19 protein-coding genes and 1 pseudogene are annotated in these 20,376 nt (G+C 66.9%); 10 read left to right on the top strand and 10 right to left on the bottom strand.

The annotated features are described in order from the left end of the window. Positions 1-214 precede the first annotated feature (214 nt). From RCH21_RS07920 to RCH21_RS07905, 4 genes are all read left to right on the top strand, one after another. The gene (locus RCH21_RS07920; RefSeq protein WP_326963915.1) at positions 215-1,483 is read left to right on the top strand and encodes an endonuclease/exonuclease/phosphatase family protein; all 1,269 of its coding nucleotides are present in this window, start codon (positions 215-217) and stop codon (positions 1,481-1,483) included. 227 nt (positions 1,484-1,710) lie between these two features. Beyond that, on the top strand, positions 1,711-1,953 hold the full coding sequence (locus tag RCH21_RS07915) for a hypothetical protein (RefSeq protein ID WP_326963914.1): 243 nt from the start codon (positions 1,711-1,713) through the stop codon (positions 1,951-1,953). Positions 1,954-2,098: 145 nt separating this feature from the next. Next, entirely contained in the window at positions 2,099-2,836 is a 738-nt protein-coding gene (locus RCH21_RS07910) for a hypothetical protein (protein WP_326963913.1), read from the top strand. Beyond that, complete coding sequence (locus RCH21_RS07905) at positions 2,833-3,555, top strand: hypothetical protein (RefSeq protein WP_326963912.1); 723 nt, start codon at positions 2,833-2,835, stop codon at positions 3,553-3,555. The genes RCH21_RS07910 and RCH21_RS07905 overlap by 4 nt, the downstream gene beginning before the upstream one ends. Before the next feature lie 273 nt (positions 3,556-3,828). Here the strand turns inward: RCH21_RS07905 and RCH21_RS07900 are convergent, their stop codons facing one another. From RCH21_RS07900 to RCH21_RS07880, 5 genes are all read right to left on the bottom strand, one after another. Continuing rightward, positions 3,829-4,107, bottom strand: coding sequence for an HPr family phosphocarrier protein (locus RCH21_RS07900; RefSeq protein ID WP_120148737.1), 279 nt, complete (start codon positions 4,105-4,107; stop codon positions 3,829-3,831). A 51-nt stretch (positions 4,108-4,158) separates the two neighbouring features. Next, the gene (locus RCH21_RS07895) at positions 4,159-6,294 is read right to left on the bottom strand and encodes a PTS fructose transporter subunit IIABC (protein ID WP_326963911.1); all 2,136 of its coding nucleotides are present in this window, start codon (positions 6,292-6,294) and stop codon (positions 4,159-4,161) included. Then, positions 6,294-7,316: a 1-phosphofructokinase family hexose kinase gene (locus tag RCH21_RS07890; protein ID WP_326963910.1), complete on the bottom strand. Its 1,023-nt coding sequence runs from the start codon at positions 7,314-7,316 to the stop codon at positions 6,294-6,296. The genes RCH21_RS07895 and RCH21_RS07890 overlap by 1 nt, the downstream gene beginning before the upstream one ends. Further along, on the bottom strand, positions 7,313-8,080 hold the full coding sequence (locus RCH21_RS07885) for a DeoR/GlpR family DNA-binding transcription regulator (protein WP_120148733.1): 768 nt from the start codon (positions 8,078-8,080) through the stop codon (positions 7,313-7,315). Before RCH21_RS07885 ends, RCH21_RS07890 begins: the two co-directional genes overlap by 4 nt. 176 nt (positions 8,081-8,256) lie before the next feature. After that, positions 8,257-8,511, bottom strand: a complete 255-nt coding sequence (locus tag RCH21_RS07880) for a DUF6458 family protein (protein WP_326963909.1) — start codon at positions 8,509-8,511, stop codon at positions 8,257-8,259. Between the two features lie 347 nt (positions 8,512-8,858). On the opposite strand from RCH21_RS07880, the gene RCH21_RS07875 reads away from it, so the two are divergent. Both RCH21_RS07875 and RCH21_RS07870 read left to right on the top strand, forming a co-directional pair. Next, positions 8,859-9,128, top strand: a complete 270-nt coding sequence (locus RCH21_RS07875) for a GlsB/YeaQ/YmgE family stress response membrane protein (RefSeq protein WP_120148729.1) — start codon at positions 8,859-8,861, stop codon at positions 9,126-9,128. Between the two features lie 215 nt (positions 9,129-9,343). Next, positions 9,344-10,099 carry a hypothetical protein gene (locus RCH21_RS07870; protein ID WP_235830655.1) on the top strand — a complete coding sequence of 252 codons (756 nt, stop codon included), beginning with the start codon at positions 9,344-9,346 and terminating at the stop codon, positions 10,097-10,099. Here the strand turns inward: RCH21_RS07870 and RCH21_RS07865 are convergent. Beyond that, positions 10,096-11,343, bottom strand: a complete 1,248-nt coding sequence (locus RCH21_RS07865; protein ID WP_120148726.1) for a DUF445 domain-containing protein — start codon at positions 11,341-11,343, stop codon at positions 10,096-10,098. The two genes, RCH21_RS07870 and RCH21_RS07865, sit on opposite strands and share 4 nt — an antisense overlap. A 131-nt stretch (positions 11,344-11,474) precedes the next feature. On the opposite strand from RCH21_RS07865, the gene RCH21_RS07860 reads away from it, so the two are divergent. Beyond that, complete coding sequence (locus tag RCH21_RS07860; protein WP_326963908.1) at positions 11,475-12,341, top strand: glycerophosphodiester phosphodiesterase; 867 nt, start codon at positions 11,475-11,477, stop codon at positions 12,339-12,341. A 38-nt stretch (positions 12,342-12,379) separates the two neighbouring features. After that, a complete protein-coding gene (locus RCH21_RS07855) occupies positions 12,380-14,194 on the top strand; it encodes a glycoside hydrolase family 15 protein (RefSeq protein ID WP_326963907.1) in 1,815 nt (604 codons plus the stop codon). Between the two features lie 120 nt (positions 14,195-14,314). Here the strand turns inward: RCH21_RS07855 and RCH21_RS07850 are convergent, their stop codons facing one another. After that, positions 14,315-15,505: a zinc-dependent alcohol dehydrogenase gene (locus RCH21_RS07850; protein WP_120148722.1), complete on the bottom strand. Its 1,191-nt coding sequence runs from the start codon at positions 15,503-15,505 to the stop codon at positions 14,315-14,317. A gap of 99 nt (positions 15,506-15,604) precedes the next feature. On the opposite strand from RCH21_RS07850, the gene RCH21_RS07845 reads away from it, so the two are divergent. Both RCH21_RS07845 and RCH21_RS07840 read left to right on the top strand, forming a co-directional pair. Further along, positions 15,605-16,345 (top strand): AzlC family ABC transporter permease, encoded by a 741-nt coding sequence (locus tag RCH21_RS07845; protein WP_326963906.1) that lies wholly within the window; start codon positions 15,605-15,607, stop codon positions 16,343-16,345. Further along, the gene (locus RCH21_RS07840; protein ID WP_326963905.1) at positions 16,342-16,653 is read left to right on the top strand and encodes an AzlD domain-containing protein; all 312 of its coding nucleotides are present in this window, start codon (positions 16,342-16,344) and stop codon (positions 16,651-16,653) included. Before RCH21_RS07845 ends, RCH21_RS07840 begins: the two co-directional genes overlap by 4 nt. Before the next feature lie 22 nt (positions 16,654-16,675). Here RCH21_RS07840 and RCH21_RS07835 read toward each other — a convergent pair. From RCH21_RS07835 to pta, 3 genes and pseudogenes are all read right to left on the bottom strand, one after another. Continuing rightward, positions 16,676-17,013, bottom strand: a pseudogene (locus tag RCH21_RS07835) (YnfA family protein). 36 nt (positions 17,014-17,049) lie between these two features. Continuing rightward, positions 17,050-18,165 (bottom strand): acetate kinase, encoded by a 1,116-nt coding sequence (locus RCH21_RS07830; RefSeq protein WP_326963904.1) that lies wholly within the window; start codon positions 18,163-18,165, stop codon positions 17,050-17,052. Between the two features lie 37 nt (positions 18,166-18,202). After that, positions 18,203-20,284, bottom strand: a complete 2,082-nt coding sequence (gene pta / locus RCH21_RS07825) for a phosphate acetyltransferase (protein WP_326963903.1) — start codon at positions 20,282-20,284, stop codon at positions 18,203-18,205. Between the last annotated feature and the right edge of the window lie 92 nt (positions 20,285-20,376).

The following is a 20,376-nucleotide window of genomic DNA, read 5'->3' as shown; positions in this document are numbered from 1 at the left end:
AGCCTGACACAGGAGGACGGGAGGTTGCAGGGCGACAAACCGGAGCGCGGACGATTGACGTCGCGGACGTCTCCCGGATGACGACTTTGAATCGTTATCAGCCGGCCCGTTTCGCCGGGTCCTCGCCAGCTAGGCTCGGGGTACCGGGGTGAACCACCGTCGGTGCCGCCTGCCCGATCGGGCATCGGCGGTCCGACGACCTGAGGAGGGGTACATGCGGGTCCTGGCGCTGTGCTCGGCCGGTGTGCTGGCTGTTTCCCTCCTCGTAGCAGGTGTTCCCGCCGCAGGTGCAGTCCCGGCGGATGACTCGCGCTCTGTAACACAGAACGGCCAACCGATCAGGCAGGACGTCCGGTTCGCGACCTACAACGCGAGTCTCAACCGGTCTGCCACAGGTGAGCTTGTCAGGGACCTCAGCACTCCCGGCAATGCGCAGGCCAGTGCAATCGCGGAAGTCCTGCAGATCAATCGCCCCGACGTCGTTCTCCTCAACGAGTTCGACTACGTACCGGGCAACAGGGCCGCCGACCTCTTCAGCAGGAACTACCTGGGCGTCAGCCAGAACGGCAAAGCGCCCCTCGAATATCCCTACGTCTACACAGCGCCGTCCAACACCGGCGTCCCCAGCGGTTACGACCTCAACAATGACGGGCGGATCGGTGGAGCTGACGATGCCCTCGGCTTCGGGATGTTCGAGGGCCAGTACGGCATGGTCATCTACTCGAAGTACCCGATCCAGACGGAGTCCGTCCGCACCTTCCGGAACTTCCTCTGGAAGGACATGCCCGGCGCGCTCCTGCCCGACAATCCGGCAACGGAGGCGCAGGGGGACTGGTACTCGGCGGGCGAGCTCGGTGACTTGCCCCTGTCCAGCAAATCGCACTGGGACGTGCCGGTGAGTATCGCAGGCAGGACCGTCCACGTCCTCGCGAGTCATCCGACTCCCCCCGTCTTCGACGGGCAGGAGGACCGCAACGGCAGGCGCAACAGCGACGAGATCCGCTTCTGGTCCGATTACGTCACCGGCGGCGGAGATGCCTCCTACATCTACGACGACGACGGCGCGGCCGGCGGCCTCAAGCGCGGTGAACGCTTCGTCGTCCTGGGTGACCAGAACAGCGACTCCCTTGATGGGGACTCGCTCGACGGCTCGATCGACCAGCTGCTCGGCAACAAGCTGGTCCAGGACCCGCTGCCGTCCTCCAACGGTGCCACCGAGGCGTCGGCCCTGCAGGGGAGTGCCAACGCCGGTCATCGAAGTGATGCCCAGTTCGACACGGCGGACTTCGAGGATCAGAGCGCCGGTAACATCCGGGCCGACTACGTGCTGCCGTCCCGCACATTGAGGGTCACGGCGTCGGGCGTGTTCTGGCCACGCGCAGGTATGCCCGGTGCGGAACTGACCGGGATCTACCCGTTCCCCACCAGTGACCACAGGCTGGTCTTCGTGGACCTCACGCTGACCGGCGGACGGCAACGCTAGGCCCTTGTCCGAGCGCTGGAGCCGGGTGTACGGTCGGGAACATGAGGACAATTCCGTTTCAGTAGGCGATCCGGCTTCGCCCGCGATCCGCGCCATGTGTCGATGACACCCCTTCCGCAGGCGCCCGCTGAACCTGTCCGACTCCCCGGCACTCCCGCAGGTATCCCTGCCGTTGTGCTGTCGTGTTCCGACGCATTGCACGGGCGCACACCTCAGAGAGGAACACCATGACCAGCACGCCCCAGAACGAACAATCCCCGACCGGCACCGAGAGCGCACCGAGTACCAGTGAGGTCTCCGCGTCGATGGGCTCCCAGCCGCGGAGACTGCAGGATGATCCAAGAGCAAAGCTGGCGCTGGCGAAGAAGAGCCAGGCCGCCAACCCGACAGCTTCAACGGGAGCCGGCCATGTGAAAGCCGCCAATGAAAGCAGCAAGCAGGGCAAGAAGGAGAAGAAAGTCCGCTGGTGAAAGGCTAGGAAACCGACTCATCGTGTGATGCCCGACGGGTTAAATGGAGCTGGCTCCGAGTTCTGCGTATGGGGGAATCGCAGAAGTCGGAGCCAGCGATCTCAGTATACTTCGACACGACACCGTAAAGTCCAATCGAAAGGTGATGATGGCCGTCACAGCCAAGGCGTTCCAGCTGTGGCGTTCCCGGATCGCACCCCAGGACACTGTGTCCGATGTCTGCAGGGTCGCGGGGATCAAGAGGTCCACGCTCGCGCAGCAGCTCGTGCGCGGCAAGGTGTCGGTGTTGACCATCGTCTCCATCGCGCGGGGCTACAGTCTTCCTCCCGTAGAGGCGCTCGCCGTTTTCGAAGGCTTCGGGGACGTGCCCGCCGGTGTCCGCCCGCCGACGGACGATGAACTCGTCAGTCAGGTGAGCCACGTCGACATCCTCAGGCTCCTCGTGGCGCGCAGCGAGGACAAGGAGTATACGGGGAGCGATCTCCAGCTGAATCTCGCCCCGTTCCCCCATCGGAATTCGGTGCGCGCATGGATCGAGGCCATCGACCCGGGGGACCTCCGCCAGCAGCTCGCCGAGAGTACCGGCGTCGCCCGACAGAACCTGTCGGCCCAGCTCACAGCGGGTCGCCTCGCCCCCGAGATCGCGGTGCAGGCAGCGCGGATCGCCGGCGTCTCACTCACCAGCGGGCTGGTGGTCACCGGACTCCTCACTCCGGAGGAGGGAGGGTGGCCGCAGGATGGCCGGGCCCGCGCCCTCTGTGCGTTGCCTGACCTCGACCTGGTCCTCCTTGCCCGGGATCGACTCGACGTCCTCGGCAAGCAGATCCGCAGGGCAGAACTCGAGGATGGCAAGGACCGTGCGATGTGGGAGAACCTGGGATGAATAATCTCGCTATCCAGTGGATCGTCCTGGCGGTGTGCGCGCTTGGCGCGTTCGTCCGCCTCCCTGGTGTCCTTCACGGGCGCGGAAGGGTGGTTTTCACTGCCCTGGTCCTGCTGACGATTGCCGTCGCACTGTCCCTCGACGCCATCTACCTGGCCGTGGATGCCCTGATGGGCGGCGTCAATCTGGCAAACCTGCTCATCCGGTTCTTCCTGTACGCGGTGTTCCTGCTGATCGGTGTCAGGATGGCCGCTGCCTTCGATTCCGCTGGTGCCCGACGCATGATTGCGGGGCCCTTCGGGATCGCCGTCCTGATCATCACTATCTCCGCGACCGTGTACTTCTTCCTCGCGAGCGAGTTGCAGGGCAGTTCGACGGGATTGCGTGACTTCGGGTCCCAGGACACCGTCCTGCAGTACGCAGCCGTTGGCCGGCTGTATCCCGCCTACGTCGCGGCGTGCCTGGTGGTGCCGGGGTTCCGGGCGGCGTTCGACAGGGGCTCCCGCCCCCTGCACCGGGTTGCCAGTGGGCTGCTGGCCTGCGGATTCGCCATCGTGGTCGCCTATGGCGTGTTGCGGCTCATGCCCATCGAGCTTCACCAATGGGACATCATCCTGCCGTTCCTGGCCATCCTCCTGACCGTTCTGGGACTGTGCCTGATCTGGCTCAGCCATATCGTCAGCAGGCGGAGCCACAGGCAGGCGAACAAACTCGCCTAGCCGCTTCGTCCGGCACGATAACGACGAAGGAGCACGCGACGGGAAAGTGACGCAATCGTGTCCCTTAGCTATTCACGTTTTCATGATCGTGTGGAAATATAATGATTATGTAACTGCCGCTGCCCGTGGGGGGGCAGCGGATTGTTATCCGGTAGGTAGGTGGGCCCATGAGAACGGGTGGACCCAGCTACCTGTCCAACAGTGTTGGGGACGCACAAAGGGCACCATCCGCCATGTATCGACAGCGGATGGTGCCCTGTGTTGTTGGGGTTGCTACTCGGCGTCGTGGTCCGTCTCGATGATGCGGGCCAGGCTCTCGAGCGCGTCCTCGGCGCCGTCACCCTCGGCGCGGAGGACGATCACGTCGCCGTGCGACGCCCCCAGGCTCATGAGCGAGAGGATGCTCGAGGCGTCCATCGCCTCATCCGCCGGCTCGCCGTCCATGGCGATCGTGACCTCGATGGGGAGCTCACCCGCGGCCTCCGCGAAGATGGATGCCGGACGGGCGTGCAGACCTACGCGACTCGCCACTGTTGCTCTGCGTTCTGCCATGATGCGCTCCTTCGATGGGTGGGTTCCCAGTACAGCCAACCGGACTGCGGGTCAGGCTGCAACCGGCTCGGCGACCGGGGCGTCCTTCTTGCTGGTGGCATAGCGCTTCAGGGCGATCACGGCGAGGGCGGAGATGACCGTACCGACGAGGATGGCGATGATGAACATCGCGACGTTCCCGATGGCGAAGAAGACGAAGATGCCTCCGTGGGGTGCCTGCGAGGTGACGCCCGTACCCATGACGATCGCTCCGGTCACAGCGGAACCGAGGAGCGATGCGGGGATCACGCGCAGCGGATCGGCAGCGGCGAACGGGATGGCGCCCTCGGAGATGAAGGCTGCCCCGAGCAGCCAGGCAGCCTTGCCGTTCTCGCGCTCGGCGACGGTGAAGCGGCGGCGGTCGATCGTCGTCGCGAGAGCCATGGCGAGGGGTGGCACCATGCCGGCGGCCATGACCGCTGCCATGATCTGCCATGGTGCCTGGTTGTCTATCGATCCGGCGCTGAGGCCGGCGACGGCGAAGGAGTAGGCCACCTTGTTGACGGGGCCCCCGAGATCCAGGGCCATCATGAGGCCCAGGATGAGCCCGAGGCCGACGGCGGCGGTGCCGGTGAGACCCGAGAGCCAGGAATTGAGGCCCGTGGTGATCGCGGCGATCGGCCCGCCCAGCACGAGGAACATGAGGCCCGAGGCCACGATGGACGCCACCAGCGGGATGATGACGACGGGCATCAGGCTGCGGAGCCAGCGGGGTACCGAGAGGCGCCCGATCATCATCGCCACATAGCCGGCCAACAGGCCGCCGACGATACCGCCGAGGAATCCTGCGCCCATGAATCCGGCGACCGCGCCGGCGACGAAGCCCGGAGCGATGCCGGGCCGGTCCGCCAGCGCGTAGGCGATGTACCCGGCCAGGGCCGGTACGAGGAATCCGAGGGACAGTTGGCCGATCTTGAAGGCGACGGCGCCGAGGTAGGTACTCAACCCGCCGTCGGGCAGGTTCGCGAAGCTGTTCTCGAGGACGACCGCGTCGGCAGTCTCCGTGATCAGGTATCCGCCGAGCAGGAAGCCCAGGGCGATCAGGAGTCCGCCGCCGGCGACGAAGGGGATCATGTAGCTGACACCCGTGAGCAGCGCGCGCTTCAGCGTACTGCCGATGCTGTCCCGACCGCCGTCGTCGTCGGCCTGCTCATCACCGCCCGCGGTGCCGGCGACCCGGCGCGCATTCGGATTGCCGGCGGCTGCGACGGCTTCGTCGACCATTTCCCCGGGCTCATCGATGCCGCGCTTCACCGGAGCGCTGATGACCGGCAGCCCGGCGAAGCGGTGCTTGTCGCGGACGTCGACGTCGACGGCGAAGATCACGGCGTCGGCGGCTGCGATGACTGCGGGATCCAGGGGAGTGGCGCCGGAGGAACCCTGCGTCTCGACCTGCAGGTCGATGCCCCTCTCCTGGGCGGCGGCGACCAGTGAATCAGCGGCCATGTAGGTGTGCGCGATGCCGGTGGGGCAGGCGGTGACCGCGACGAGGCGACGCGCTTTCGTCGTGGTGGACGGCTCGGGATCGACGGCGGGCCCCGTGGTGTCGGTGCCGGCCGGTGATGTTCCCAGCGTTTCGGCCGCTTCACGCGACCGGGCTTCCGAGGCGGATCCCGCTGATTCTGCAGGCCCTGCAGGTGCTGCGGATCCGGCAGCGTGTGCGCCGGCCCCCGCCGTCGCTGCGGCGCCGGCGTCACCGATCCCCAGGGCGCCGTTCACGAGCACGACGACGTCGGCTGGTGTCCTGGCGGCGCGCAGTGACGCGTTGAAGTCCTTCTTGATCAATGACCGCGCGAGCTTGGACAGGAGTTTCAGGTGCTCCTGGTCAGCCCCGTCGGGTGCAGCGATGAAGAACACGAGGTCGGCGGGGCCGTCCTTTGCCCCGAAGTCGACGGGCGGAGACAGGCGCGCCATGGCGAGCGTGGCCTCCGTGACCGCCTTCGACCGGCAGTGCGGGATGGCGATGCCGCCGGGAACACCGGTCGAGGTCTTCTCCTCCCGGGCCAGGGCATCGGCGTACAGGCCATCGACCTCGGTGGAGCGGCCCTGCGCGGCGACCTGTTCCGCGAGGAAGCGGATCACCGAGGCTCGCTCGGTCCCCAGGTCCTTGTCCAGAGTGACGAGCTCCGGAGTGATGAGATTCGACATCAGAAATCCTCCTGTGCTTCCGGTCCGGCTATGGACTCGGGGGTGCTTGGTTCGATCACTGGCAGCGTGACCATGAGGGGGGTGACCGCGACGGCGGCCGGCGTTGTCTGGTGGAGCGATGGAACGGTGGAACCGGGAAGGGCGGCAGCTGCCGACCCGTGGGCAACCGCCTGGCGCAGGCAGTTCTCCGGGAGTTCGCCTGCGCTGTGCGCCAGCAGGTAGCCGGCCAGCGCGGAGTCTCCCGCGCCGACCGTGGAACGCGCCGTGACGGGGGGATGCACGGCGTGCCATGCTCCCGTGTCCGTCACGAGCAGGGCGCCCTTGGAGCCAAGGGTCGCCAGCACCGCACCTACCCCCGCGGCGACGAGCACCGCGCAGGCCTTCGCGGCCAATTCATGATCCTGCTCCAGCTCGTCGCCGGTACCGATACCCGTCAGCTCACTGAGTTCCTCGGCGTTGGGCTTGAGCAGGTCGGGGGCAGGGACACCTGCGGCGGCCTTCATGAGGGGCATCCCGGAGGAATCGATTGCCACGAGGGGCGATGATAACCCGTACGCTTCGCGCACTGCGGCCGTGACCTTCGTGTAGAAGGTCGGCGGGACGCCCGGGGGGAGTGATCCGGCCAGGACCAACCAGTCCGCGCCGTTGCTCTCGGCGACGACGACGGCGAGGAGTTCGTCGAGGAGCGCGCCCGAGAGTTCGGGGCCCGGCTCGTTGATCTTCGTCGTCGTACCGTCCGGTTCGGTGATCGCCGTGTTGGTGCGAAGTCCTGTACCGATGGGCAGGTTGCGGAAGGGGACGGCGATGCTCCGCAGCCCGGCGAGGACGGGGTCGTCGTCGTCCCCCGGGAGGACCGCGAGCGTGGGCGTTCCGGACATCACGAGAGCACGGCTGACGTTGACGCCCTTACCGCCGGCCTCCTGGACGACATGCGTGGCGCGCTGCACGGCACCGCGGGTGAGGGGACCGGTGAGCTCGACGGTGCGGTCGATGCTGGGGTTCGCCGTAAGAGTGAGGATCACGCGACGGTCACCTCCACATCGGCGTCGGCGAGTGCTTCGGCAAGGGGGCCCCGCGGTGCACGATCGGTGATGAGTACATCGATATCCTCCAGGTTGGCGAAGCTGATGAGGGTCTCTTCGTCGAACTTCGATGAGTCCGCCAGGAGCACCACGCGCCGGGCGGAGTGGACGATCGCGGTTTTCACGGCGGCCTCGTCGATGTCGGGAGTGCTGAGGCCGAAGCCGGCAGCGATGCCGTTGGTGCCGATGAACGCGACGTCGGCCCGCAGGCGGGAGAAGTGGGCCACCGCGCTGCTGCCGACTGCCGCGCTGGTGAGGGCGCGGACGCGGCCTCCCACCAGTTCCACGCTCAGACCGGCCCCGGAGATGAGCGCCGCGACAGGGACTGAATGGGTGACGACGGCAAGTGCAGGGCGGGCCTCGCTGACGAGGAGGTCCGCGAGGGCGCCGGTAGTGCTGCCTGCATCGACGATGACAGCGCCGGCCAGGGGAGCGAGCGAGAGGGCGGCCTGGGCGATGCGCTTCTTCTCCGGTGAGCGCTGGGAGGACCGGCTGGTGAGGCTCGGTTCGTTCGTCGTAGCCCCGGTACCCGCGATCGCTCCACCGTGGACTCGACGCAGGACGCCGTCCGTCTCGAGGAGTGCGAGATCCCTGCGGACCGTCTCCTTGGTGATGCCGAAACGGGATGAGAGACCCGCTACAGTGACGCGACCGTCGGCAGAGACCAGCGTGCTGATCTGGCGATAGCGCTCTTCCGCGAACATGAGGACTCCGTTGTCTCCTACTACCGGGGCTACTCGGCAGCATGTGGCTTTATCTTCGTTTGAGAGACTTTAGTTCCGGTTTTTACGATACGTCAAGCACTTTTCGGCGATTACCAAGCCCGAACACACAAAAGCAGGGCTGGAGCAATGCTCCAGCCCTGCTCTTGACTCGTTGGCTACAGTCCCGTGTCGCGGGACTCCCGCCTGGTGATCGTCTCGCCCGTATTCGGGTCGACGACGGACCGCGACTCTGACACACGGGCCTGGCGACGAGGAGCGGCCAGGATCAGGGATGCGATGAGGCCGATCACGCCGACCGCCATCAGGATGTAGCCGACGAGAGTGATGTCGACGAAGCTCACCTGAGCCTGGACAGCGAAGGCAAGGATTGCACCGAGTGCAATAAGGAAAATAGAGGAACCGATTCGCATGAGTATTACTCCTTCGGATTGACTTCATTGGCAGTTTCGAGAGAATTCCCCAGCCGTTTCACTGACTCTGCCGCTCTCTCCCAGCGCGGCCCGCCTGGTGCCAGCATACGGGCAGATTCGCTGGAATCCGGGTGCTCACGTGGCGTGGTGGCGATTCGAAGACCCCGCAACGGTTCGGCAAAGTTCTCCGTCCAGGTCTTGATAAGCAGGATTAGCATGATGCTAGGATTGCACCCTAAGCATGCTGATGAAGTACAGTTGGAACAAGTTGCACTGCGGTGCATCACGCTATTGGCCAGTAGCCCGTCCAGCGGACGGGTTGCCCAAAATCACTCAAGGAGCACCTCATGAGTTTCATCGGTTTTCTTATCCTCGGCCTCCTCGCCGGCGCTCTCGCCAAGCTGATCCTCCCCGGCAAGCAGGGTGGCGGAATCTTCATCACGATGCTTCTCGGCGTCATCGGCGCGTTCCTCGGTGGCTTCATCGGTGGCAGCATCCTCGGCGTCAACCTCGGTAGCACCTTCTCGCTGATGTCGATCCTCTTCGCAGTCATCGGCGCCCTGATCGTGCTCGCCATCTACGGTGCCATCACGGGCCGCAAGCGCTCACGCGTCTAGTCAGGAGTTCCGGCTGAACCCTGGGGGAACAGCTGCCGAAGGGCGTCACCGGATCGTCGGTGGCGCCCTTCCCTTGTTCAGGGGACGCATCAGCAGAGCCGGCGTCGGCAACAGAACCCAGGGCCGGCCGAGTGCATGCGCACCTACACTCGATCAGGGCACGTCACAGCACCGGAAGGACCATCATGTTTGGCCGTAACAAGGAGAACCCAGCCATGAAGGCTGCCAGCGGGACGCTGTTCGACAAGGACGGCAACCCGAAGCCCGCGATCCTCCGCGGGATCGAGCGGGCGCTGGATGTCCAGCGCCCCCTGATCCTCTCCAATCTGAACCGGCTCCGCCGTCGCCACCCGGACGCATCACCCGCGGAACTGGCACGTTTCCTCGAGCGCGACTACCTTCGTGCGACGACGGCGGCAGGCGCAGCGGTCGGTGCCACTGCTGCGGTACCGGCCGTGGGAACCATTGCGTCCCTCGGTCTCTCGGCCGCCGCGACCGTCGGATTCCTCGAAGCCACCGCCCTCTATGCGGAATCGATCGCCGAGTTGCACGGAGTCAAGACGGTGGACCCCGAGCGGTCGCGGGTCATGGTGATGGCCATCCTCATGGGCGAGGAGGGCATGGCGCTTGTCCGCTCCATCCTTGGTGCCTCGGCCGGCCAGGGTGCTCCCCAGTACTGGGGCCAACTCGTGAACAAATCAGCGCCGACTTCGATGGTCAAGACCATCACCGGCTCCATCCAGCGCCGCTTCCTCAAGAAGTTCCTCGCAAAGCAGGGTGGCTTCATGCTCGGCCGGGCGTTGCCCTTCGGCGCCGGTGCAGTGATCGGCGGGACCGGCAACCACCTGATGGGCAAGGCAGTCATCAAGACCACGCGCGAGGCGTTCGGGCCCCTGCCGCAGACCATTCCCGGCGAACTGGCCGAGGTCCTGCAGCTGCCCGGATCAGGTTCCGAGCAGAAGCGGACCTAGCCGAAGATCGCGTCAGCGATGGCGAAGATCGCCAGCCCTGCCAGCGAACCGACCACCGTGCCGTTGATGCGGATGAACTGCAGGTCCTTGCCGACCTGCAGTTCGATTTTCCGGGATGTCTCCTCTGCGTCCCACCGACCCACTGTCTCCGAGATGACTCCGGCTATCTCGCTTCGATAGGTCCGCACCGCGTAGGAGGCGCCATCGGCGATCCAGCGGTTCACCTTCCCGGCCAGTTCCGCATCCGTGGTCAGGCGGGAACCGAAGTCCCGCACCGCCGCCTTGAACTTCGTCGTCAGTTCGCTCCCGGGGTCATTGACCGCTTCGAGGAGGGCGTTCTTGATCGTCGACCACGTGCGCGCGGTCAGGTCCCTGACGCGCGGGTCGTCGAGGAGTTGTCCCTTGATTTCCTCGGCCTTGGCGATCGTCTCGGGCTTGTGCTGCAGGTCCTGCGCTAGCTCGCGGAGGTACTTGTCGATGGAGATGCGGACATCGTGCTGTGGATCGTCCTGCACCGCGCGGATGAACTTCGAGAGTTCGGCGTGCACGCGATCGCCGACGACGCCGTCGACGAGTCGCGGTACCCAGGTGGGGGAGCGCTGCGCGACGACCCTCGTGACAACGGCGTAGTTCGCGTCCACCCAGTCGCCTGCCCGATCCACCAGCAGGTCCACCAGCCGGTGATGGTGCCCCTCGGCGAAGATGCGCTCGGCAATGCTGCCGACCGGCGGCCCCCAGGGCGGGTCGAGCAGGTGCTTCCTGACCATGGACTCGATGACGCCCTGTACGGCGTCGTCGTTCAGGACCGTGAACATCCCGCGAATCAGGGCCGCACCCTCAACGGCGACCCGGTCGGCGCTGTCCGGCTTCTCCAGCCACGCACCGGCCTTCTGCGCGATCCGCGCGGAATCGAGCTTGGCGCGGACCACGTCCTCCGAGAGGAAGTTCTCCTCGACGAACTGGCCGAGCGATTCGCCGATCTGGTCCTTCTTGCGGGGGATGATCGCGGTGTGCGGGATCTTTAGTCCCATCGGGTGCTTGAAGAGGGCCGTCACGGCGAACCAGTCCGCGAGGGCCCCGACCATGCCACCCTCCGCTGCGGCGCGGACGTACTCGAGCCACGGATAGGTATCCTGCAGGGCGAAAGCCACCACGAAGATGGCCGCCATGACCACCAGTAGTCCCGTAGCCAGCATCTTCATGCGGCGCAGGGCGGCCGCCCGCTCCGTATCGGTGGCGGTCATCAGATCATTCACCCTCCCGAGTCTATCGAGGGAGCACGCTGGTCCGGTTGCGGTTGGGGGCCGATGGTGTCCCGATTGCGGGGTCACGTACCGTATGAGGGATATCACCGACGCGACTGAAGGGATGCCCCGTGCCCCCCGTGATCTTCGCCCACCGCGGCAGCAGCGGAACCTATGCCGAGCACACCCGTGCTGCATACCTGCAAGCGCTCGCGGACGGCGCCGAAGGCGTGGAGTGCGACGTGCACCTGACACGCGACGGTCAGCTCGTGTGCATCCATGACACCACGCTGGAACGGACCACCGACGGGTCCGGTGACGTGGCGGACCGCACACTGGCCGAACTGCGGATGCTCGACGTGTGCTCGTGGAAGGGCGTCGGCATTCCTGCGGAGTATGGCGATGCTGCACACCAGCTCCTCGCCCTGTCCGACCTGCTGGTCCTGCTCCGCGAGTCCGGCCGGCCCATCAAGCTGGCGATCGAACTGAAGCATCCGAGCCCCTTCGGACTGAGGTTGGAGGAGGCGCTGATCGCGTTCCTGATGGACGAGGGGTGGGACCCGGAGTCATCGATGCTGGGCCTGGTCGAGGTGAGCTTCATGAGCTTCAACCCCGACTCCATGCTGCAGCTCGCCGAGTCGGTTCCGCACCATGTGCTGTGCCAGCTCGTAGCGGATGTCAGCCCGCAGGAGGTGCGCGACGCCCTCAGCTTCGGGTCCATCGCCGAGGGTGCCCTCATCGCCATCATGCAGAGGGCCTTGAAGGAGGGAGAGGAACTGATCGACCGGCAGGAGATCGGTATCGCGGGGCCCAGCCTGCAGTATGTGCGGGACCACCCGGAAAGAATCCAGCGGTGGATCCACGACGGCGTGCGCGTGCGGGCCTGGACGGTCAATACCGAGGAGGACGCCCGGTTCCTCGCCGGACTCGGTGTCCAGGAGTTCACCACGGATTACCCGGCCCGGATCCGGCTGGCCTTCGAGGGCAACCTGAAGTAGCCGTCCAGCAGCCGGTTCCGTTGTGGTTGAGTTGGAAAATGCAATCACCGATCGAGGAATACGCACTCGTTTCCGACCTCCACACCGGTGCGCTCATCTCCCGGAACGGCAGCGTGGACTGGTTGTGCTTTCCGCGATTCGACTCCGATTCGGTCTTCGCCGCCCTGCTGGGCACTCCGGAGCACGGCCGCTGGCTGGTCGCACCGGACTCGGCTACGGCCGAGGTGGTGAGCCGGAGCTATATCCATTCCACCTTCGTGCTCCAGACGCACTGGAGGACCACCGAGGGTGAAGTGCTGGTAACCGATTTCATGCCGGTGACCGACCGCAGGGCGAACGTGGTACGGCGCATCCAGGGACTGGCGGGCACGGTCAGCGTACGGCAGGAACTGGAGATCCGCTTCGGCTACGGCGAGATCCTCCCATGGGTCAGCCAGGGCACGGACGACGGCGTCCCCGTGCTGCTGGCGATCGCCGGACCGGATGCGCTGTTGCTCCGCGGGCCCCGGCTGAGGGCAAAAGGTCACCGTCACGAGGGCATTTTCGAGGTGACTCCGGGCGACGTCGTCGACCTCGAACTCGTCTGGTACCCCTCGCACCGGGAGACCCCGCCTCCGCTCGACGTCGACGAGCAGCTCGATTCCGCCATCAGCTACTGGAAGGCCTGGGGCGCCAGTTGCGTGGACGACGGCGAGTACTCGGAGGCGGTGCGGCGCTCGCTCCTCGTGCTGCGGGCGCTGACGCACGAGGACACCGGCGGCATCGTCGCAGCTCCCACGACCTCCCTGCCGGAGCAGTTCGGCGGTGCACGCAACTGGGACTACCGCTTCTGTTGGCTCCGAGACGCCGCCCTGACACTCGAAGCCATGATGACGCACGGATTCGCCGAGGAAGCACTCGAGTGGCGCAACTGGCTCCTGAGGGCCGTCGCCGGGGATCCCGAGGACTTGCAGATCATGTATGGGCTGGCGGGGGAACGCCAGCTGCCGGAACGCGAACTGGACAACCTGCCGGGGTACGCGGGTTCCACCCCCGTGCGTGTCGGCAACGGTGCCGTGGATCAGTACCAGGCCGACGTCGTCGGGGAAGTCATGGTGGCACTCGAGAAACTGCGCGGCCACGGAGTCACGGAGGACAACTTCTCGTGGCCCCTGCAGCGCGCACTGCTGGGCTTCGCGGAGAACCACCTCGACGACCGTGACCACGGCATTTGGGAGATGCGTGGCCAGCTGCAGTACTTCACCCACTCCCGCGTGATGATGTGGGCGGCCTTCGACTGCGCCGTCCGCGCCGTGCGGGACCACGGCCTGACAGGGCCCGAGGAACACTGGACGGAACTGAGGGACGGACTGCGCGCCGAGATACTGGAGCGCGGTTTCAACCGCGAGCTCAACACATTCACCCAGGTCTACGACGGCACGGAGGTGGATGCATCCCTGCTGCAGCTCCCGCAGGTGGGCTTCCTCGACTATGACGATCCGATGATCCTGGGCACGGTCGAGCGGATCGAGCAGCACCTGCTGGATCCCGAGGGGCTACTCCTCAGGTATCGCACCGGCGAGTCCGACGACGGCCTCGAGCCGGGCGAACACCCCTTCCTCGCCTGCTCCTTCTGGTTGGTGGAGCAATATGCGCACAGTGGTCGGCTCGACGATGCCAAGCGGCTCATGGACCAGCTTGTGGGCTACTGCAACGAGCTCGGCCTGCTGTCGGAGGAGTACGACGCCGAGAACGGGCGCATGGCGGGCAACTTCCCGCAGGCCTTCTCGCACCTCGGGCTCGTGCGGGCGGCTGATGCGCTGCACGTGGCCCGCGGCGAGGCCGGTTCCCACGACGCGATGGCCCGTGAGTAGTGCCGAGGCATGCGACGGCGGGAGCCCGACCCGAGGGCCGGGCTCCCGCCGTCACGTCTGTCCTCGTCGCGCCCGGGGTGGCGCGCTAGGGGTTACGCCCGGGTGGTGCCCTGGGGGGCGCTAGACCGTGATGCCCTGCGGCTTGAGGACCACCTTGATCGTGCCGTCCGTCTTCTTCTGGAAGTTCTTGTAGGCGGCCGGGGCCTCGTCGATCGAGACCTCGTGGGTCATGAGGTCCGTGACGCCCAGGGGATCCGAGGGCTCCTCCACGATCGGCAGGAGCTCGTCCGTCCAGCGGCGCACGTTGCACTGGCCCATGCGGAATTGAAGCTGCTTGTCGAACATGTTGAGCATCGGCATGGGGGTCGCTGCGCCACCGTAGACGCCGCTGAGGGACAGGGTACCGCCGCGGCGGACGGCGTCGATCGCGGAGTGGAGGACGGTCACGCGATCACTGCCGCCGGTCTCCATCACCTTCTGCGCTAGCTTGTCCGGGAGGATGCCGACGGCGTTCTGGGCGAAGGCGCCGATGGGGGAGCCGTGTGCTTCCATCCCGACGGCGTCGACGATGGCGTCCGGTCCGCGGCCGTTGGTCATGCTGCGCAGTTCCTCGGCGGTGTTCTTCGTGAAGTCGATGGTCTCGATGCCGTGGCGCTTCGCCATTTCACGGCGTTCCGCGACGGGCTCGACCCCGATCACCCGGTGGCCGAGGTACTTGCCGATGCGTGCGGCGAACTGGCCGACGGGTCCGAGGCCGTAGACAGCGAGCACGCCGTCCTTCGGGACGTCCGCGTACTGCACGCCCTGCCAGGCGGTGGGGAGGATGTCGGAGAGGTACAGGTAGCGCTCGTCAGGTAGATCGTGCCCGACCTTCACGGGTCCGTAGTCGGCAAAGGGGACACGCAGGTACTCGGCCTGCCCGCCGGGAACGGAGCCGTACAGCTCCGAGAAGCCGAACAGCGCAGCACCCGACCCTGCCGCATGGACCTGTGTGGTCTCGCACTGCGACTGCAGTCCCCGCTTGCACATGAAGCAGTACCCGCAGGAGATGTTGAACGGGATGACCACGCGGTCGCCCACCTTCAGGTTGGTGACCCCCGCGCCCACTTCCTCGACGACGCCCATCGGCTCGTGCCCGAGGATGTCACCCTTGTGCATGTAGGGGCCGAGCACCTCGTAGAGGTGCAGGTCCGAGCCGCAGATCGCCGTCGACGTGACGCGGATGATGGCGTCGGTCGGCTCCTGGATGGTGGGATCAGGGACATTCTCGACGCTGACGTTGCGCTTGCCCTGCCATGTCACTGCCTTCATGTGGCGCTCCTCCGGTTAGTAAGTAGGCTTTCCATTTCCACTATCTACCTCTTCGACACGGATGGGAAGCCGAAGCCCCTCATCCCCTAGCCTTGTCGGGTGGTGCTCCTACAATCCCCGGCAGTCCGTGTCGCCCTTTCGGTGGCCATCGCCACAGGGTTGTACGGACTGTCCTTCGGCGCGCTGTCCGTCGCCGCGGGCCTCGATCTCCTCCAGACGATGGCACTGAGCCTGCTGTTGTTCAGCGGCGGCTCGCAGTTCGCATTCATCGGTGTCATCGCCGGTGGTGGGTCCGGCATCTCCGCACTGTCGGCCGCGACCCTGCTCGGTATCCGCAACGGCGTCTACGGGATGCAGATCAACGTCCTGCTGCGTCCCACGCGCTGGCGGAAACTCGCGATGGCGCACCTGACCATCGACGAATCGGTGGCGACGGCGACGGGGCAGAGCGATCCGGACGAGCAGCGGCGGGGATTCTGGGCGGCCGGAGCCGGCGTCTTCGTCCTCTGGAACCTCTTCACGCTGGTGGGCGCGCTCGCAGGCAACGCCATGGGCGACCCGGCGCGGTGGGGACTCGACGGCGCGGCGGTCGCGGCATTCCTCGGGCTGCTCTGGCCGCGGATCAGGGCGAAGGAACCCGCGGCCATCGCCGTCGTCTGCGCAGTGGTCACATTGATCGCCGTGCCGCTCGTGCCACCCGGCGTGCCCATCCTGATCGCGGCCGTCGTGGCCGCGGTCCTCGGGCTTTCCGGCCTCGGGCCGGCGACAGAGGGCCTGGAGCCCGACGTCGAGCCGTACCCCCTGGGGTCCGCCGCTCATGGGGCCAAGGGGGACGCATGAGCCTTTGGGGCTGGATCCTGCTGGCGTGCGTGATCTCGATCGCCACGAAATATCTGGGCTTCCTGGTGCCCGCAAAACTGCTCGACAACCCGCGGATGCTTCGTGTCGCCGGTTCGCTGACCATCGGACTGCTGGCCGCGCTGACCGCCGTCAACACGTTCGCCTCGGGTCAGACGCTCGTGCTCGACGCGCGGGTCGCGGCGCTGGTTGCTGCCGCCGTCGCGCTCTGGCTGCGGGCGCCGTTCCTGGTGGTGGTGGCCGTCGGTGCGCTCGCCGCCGGGCTGGCACGGCTGCTGGGGGCGGCGTAGGGCGAGGACAAGGGCCGGAGGGTCACGCCGTCGAACGTGGCATGGCCATGATCAGCACGACGCCGACCAGGCAGACGCCGAACCGATCACGTCCCAGCGATCGGGGCGGAAACCGTCGACGAGTACCCCCCACGCCAGCGAGCCGGCCATGAAGACCCCACCGTACGCCGCGAGTATGCGCCCGAAATTCGGATCGGGCTGCAGGGTCGCCACGAAGCCGTAGGCTCCCAGGGCCATGATGCCGAGACCGGCCCACCACCAAGGCCTACCCTCACGGACGGCTTGCCAGATGAGCCAGGCGCCGCCGATCTCCGCCCCCGCGGCCAGGACGAACAGCAGGGCCATGCGCAGGATCGTCATGGACCTAGTGTGCCCGAGTCCTCGCTCCCGAACGCCCTACGAGCCGCTGACGACGGCGGCCGTCGCCTCCGCGATGGCCGCCTCCTCATTCGTCGGCACGACGAGGACGGGGAAGGCCGAGGCCGGTGTGCTGATCACGCGCGCCTGCTTGCTTCGCTCGCCGTTCTTCTCCTCGTCGAGCTCGAGACCGAGGGCGCCGAGCTTGGAGACCACCGCGGTGCGGAAGTTGGGCGCATTCTCGCCGATACCGGCGGTGAAGACGAGGGCCTGGGCTCCGCCGACCGCGACGTGATAGCCGCCGACATACTTCGCCAGCCGGTACGACGCCACCTCGATTGCCAGCTTCGCCCGATATTCACCGGCATCGGCGGCTTCCGCCACCGAACGCATGTCATTCGTGCCCGCCAGACCCTTGAGTCCGCTGTTCCGATTGAGGAGGGTATCGAGGTCCTTCTCGCTGTACCCCTCACGCAGGAGGAAGAGCAGGATGGACGGGTCGATGTCCCCGGACCGCGTACCCATCACGAGGCCCTCCAGCGGAGTGAAGCCCATGGACGTGTCGATGCTCTCGCCGTCGCGCACGGCCGTGATGGACGCACCGTTGCCGAGGTGCGCGATGACGCCGGTGAAGGAGCCCGCGCCGAGCAGCTCCGCGGCCCCGCGCGCTACGTAGGAGTGCGAGGTGCCATGGAAGCCGTAGCGCCGGATGCCGAACTTCCGGTACAGCTCGTCCGGCACGGCGTAGCGCCAGGCGTGCTCGGGCAGGGTGCGGTGGAAGGCGGTGTCGAAGACGGCCACCTGAGGCATGTTCGGCCACTTCTCGGTGATGGCCCGGATACCGGTGACGGCTGCGGGATTGTGCAGGGGCGCCAGTGGATTGAGCCGTTCGATGGCCCGGGTGATCTCGTTGTCGATCAGCACCGGTTCGCTGAAGCGCTCACCGCCGTGCACCACGCGGTGCCCGACGGCGTCGATCCCGCGTCCGTCCAGTGCGGCGGCCACTTCGCCGTCCACGCGGTCGAGCGCCGCTGCGTGGTCCGGCACCTCGGCTTCGCCGATGCGTTCCACCAGGCCTTCCGCCAGGACGTCGTCGCCCTCGCGGACCTGGTACTTGAGCGAGGACGAGCCTGAATTGATGACGAGGATGATCATGGGGTCCTGTCCTGGCGAGCGGGCGGAGGGCTGGGGGTTAGGAAGCGGCGGGCTGCTGGGCCTGCACCGCGGTGATGGCGACCGTGTTGACGATGTCCTCGACGGTGCAGCCCCGCGAGAGGTCGTTGACCGGCTTGCGGAGGCCCTGGAGGATGGGTCCGACGGCGACGGCGCCGGCCGATTGCTGCACGGCCTTGTACGTGTTGTTGCCGGTGTTGAGGTCCGGGAAGATGAACACCGTCGCCTGCCCGGCCACCGAGGATCCGGGAAGCTTGGACGCTGCGACGGAGGCATCCACGGCGGCGTCGTACTGGATGGGCCCCTCCACCGCGAGGTCGGGCCGCTGTTGCCGCACGAGTTCCGTGGCACGCCGCACCTCGTCCACTGCGCCGCCGCTGCCGGACTCGCCGGTGGAGTAGGAGAGCATCGCCACGCGGGGCTCCACGCCGAACTGGGCCGCGGTCTCGGCCGAGGCGATCGCGATGTCCGCGAGCTGCTCATCGTTGGGATCCGGGTTCACGGCGCAGTCGCCGTAGACGAGCACGCGGTCCTGAAGGAGCATGAGGAACACCGAGGAGACGATCTTCACGCCGTCCTTCGTCTTCACGAATTCGAGGGCGGGCCGGATGGTGTTCGCGGTGGTGTGGGCGGCGCCGGACACCATGCCATCCACCTTCCCGAGCTGGACCATCATCGTCCCGAAGTATGCGCCTTCGAGCATGCGTTCCCGGGCCTGCTCCAGCGAGACGTTCTTGTGCGCGCGGAGCCGGGCGTACTCGACGGCGAACTCCTCACGCAGCTCCGACGTCGAGGGATCCACCAGGGTGAGCCCGGTGAGGTCTATGCCCTGCCCCGTGGCGAGCTCGCGCACCTTCGCCTCGGGCCCGAGGATGGTCAGGTCGCAGACGTCCCGCCGGTGCAGGATCTCCGCGGCCTTCAGGACGCGGAGGTCCTCGCCCTCGGGGAGCACGATGTGCCGACGCTCGGCCCGGGCCCGCTGGATCAGCTCGTGCAGGAAGCGCAGCGGCGTCATGTTGACCGGTCGGGGGAGCTCGAGGCGTTCGAGCAGTTCCTTCTCGTCCACCCGACGCGACCAGGCGCCGAGGGCTGCCGCTGCCTTCCGGCGCAGTCCGCTCGCGATCTCCCCGCGAACCTCGCTGACGCGGCGGGCTGCCGTATAGGTGTCGTCGTCGAGCGCGAAGACGGGGAACGGAGCCTGCGCGAGCAGGGCGAGGATGTTGGGATCCGGCGCGAGCCCGCCGGTCAGGATCATGCCCGAGGGCACGGGGAACTCTGGGGAGAACGACGACGCGAGGGTCGCCACGAGGACGTCCGCGCGGTCGCCGGGGACGATCACGAGGGCTCCGTCCGTCAGCAGGTGCAGGAAGTTCCCGACATTCATCGCTGCGACACGGACGCTGACGACGTCGCGCTCGAGGTTGGAGTTGCCGGCGATCTGCCGGGCACCGAGTGCCGCGGACACCTCGGAGACGGTGGGCTGGGAGATCTCGGTCAGCTCCGGGATCACGTAGACGGGGCGCCCGGAGCGTCCGGGGCGCACGTGCTCGCTGATGGCGGTGACGGCGTCGTCCGCCGCCCGATTCACCATCATGGCGAGCAGCGAGACCTTCGCAGCGTCGAGCTCCCGGCGGGCCACGTCGACGGCGTCCGCGGCTTCGTCGACGGACATGTCCTTGGCGCTGACGACGGCGAGGACCATGGCGCCGAGATTGTTGGCGAGGCGGGCGTTGAGATCGAACTCGACGGCGGCATCATTGCCGGAGAGATCCGTTCCCTCGACGATGACGACGTCGCACTCCGCGGCGATCCCGCTGTAGATGGCGACGCAGCGCGCGTCGATCTCGGCCCGGTCGCCCGTGACGAGCAGGGCGCGGGCCTCGGCGCGGGTGAGCCCGCCGCGGGCCCGGCTGTCCGGGAGCTTGAAGGCACGCTGCATGAGGCCCACCATCGGATCAGCGGCGGGGTCGTCGCCCTCGACGATGGGCCGGAAGAATCCCACGCGGTCGGCGTGCCGGTGCAGCATGTCGGCCAGCCCCAGGGAGATGAGGGATTTGCCGGAGCCGTTGGTCATGGCGCTCACATAGATTCCGCGGGTCATGGGGCCAGTCTCGCAGGGTCCCCGGACCCTCGCCATAATCGGTGTCACGTCCCCGCACATCCTCAGCGCAGGGGCACGTGCGTAGTACACGC

Origin of the sequence: Arthrobacter sp. PL16 (genome assembly GCF_035985055.1) — a bacterium.
Taxonomy (GTDB): domain Bacteria; phylum Actinomycetota; class Actinomycetes; order Actinomycetales; family Micrococcaceae; genus Arthrobacter_D; species Arthrobacter_D cheniae.
The sequence above is the reverse complement of the archived record's forward strand: the minus strand, read 5'-3'. Positions and strand labels throughout refer to the sequence as shown.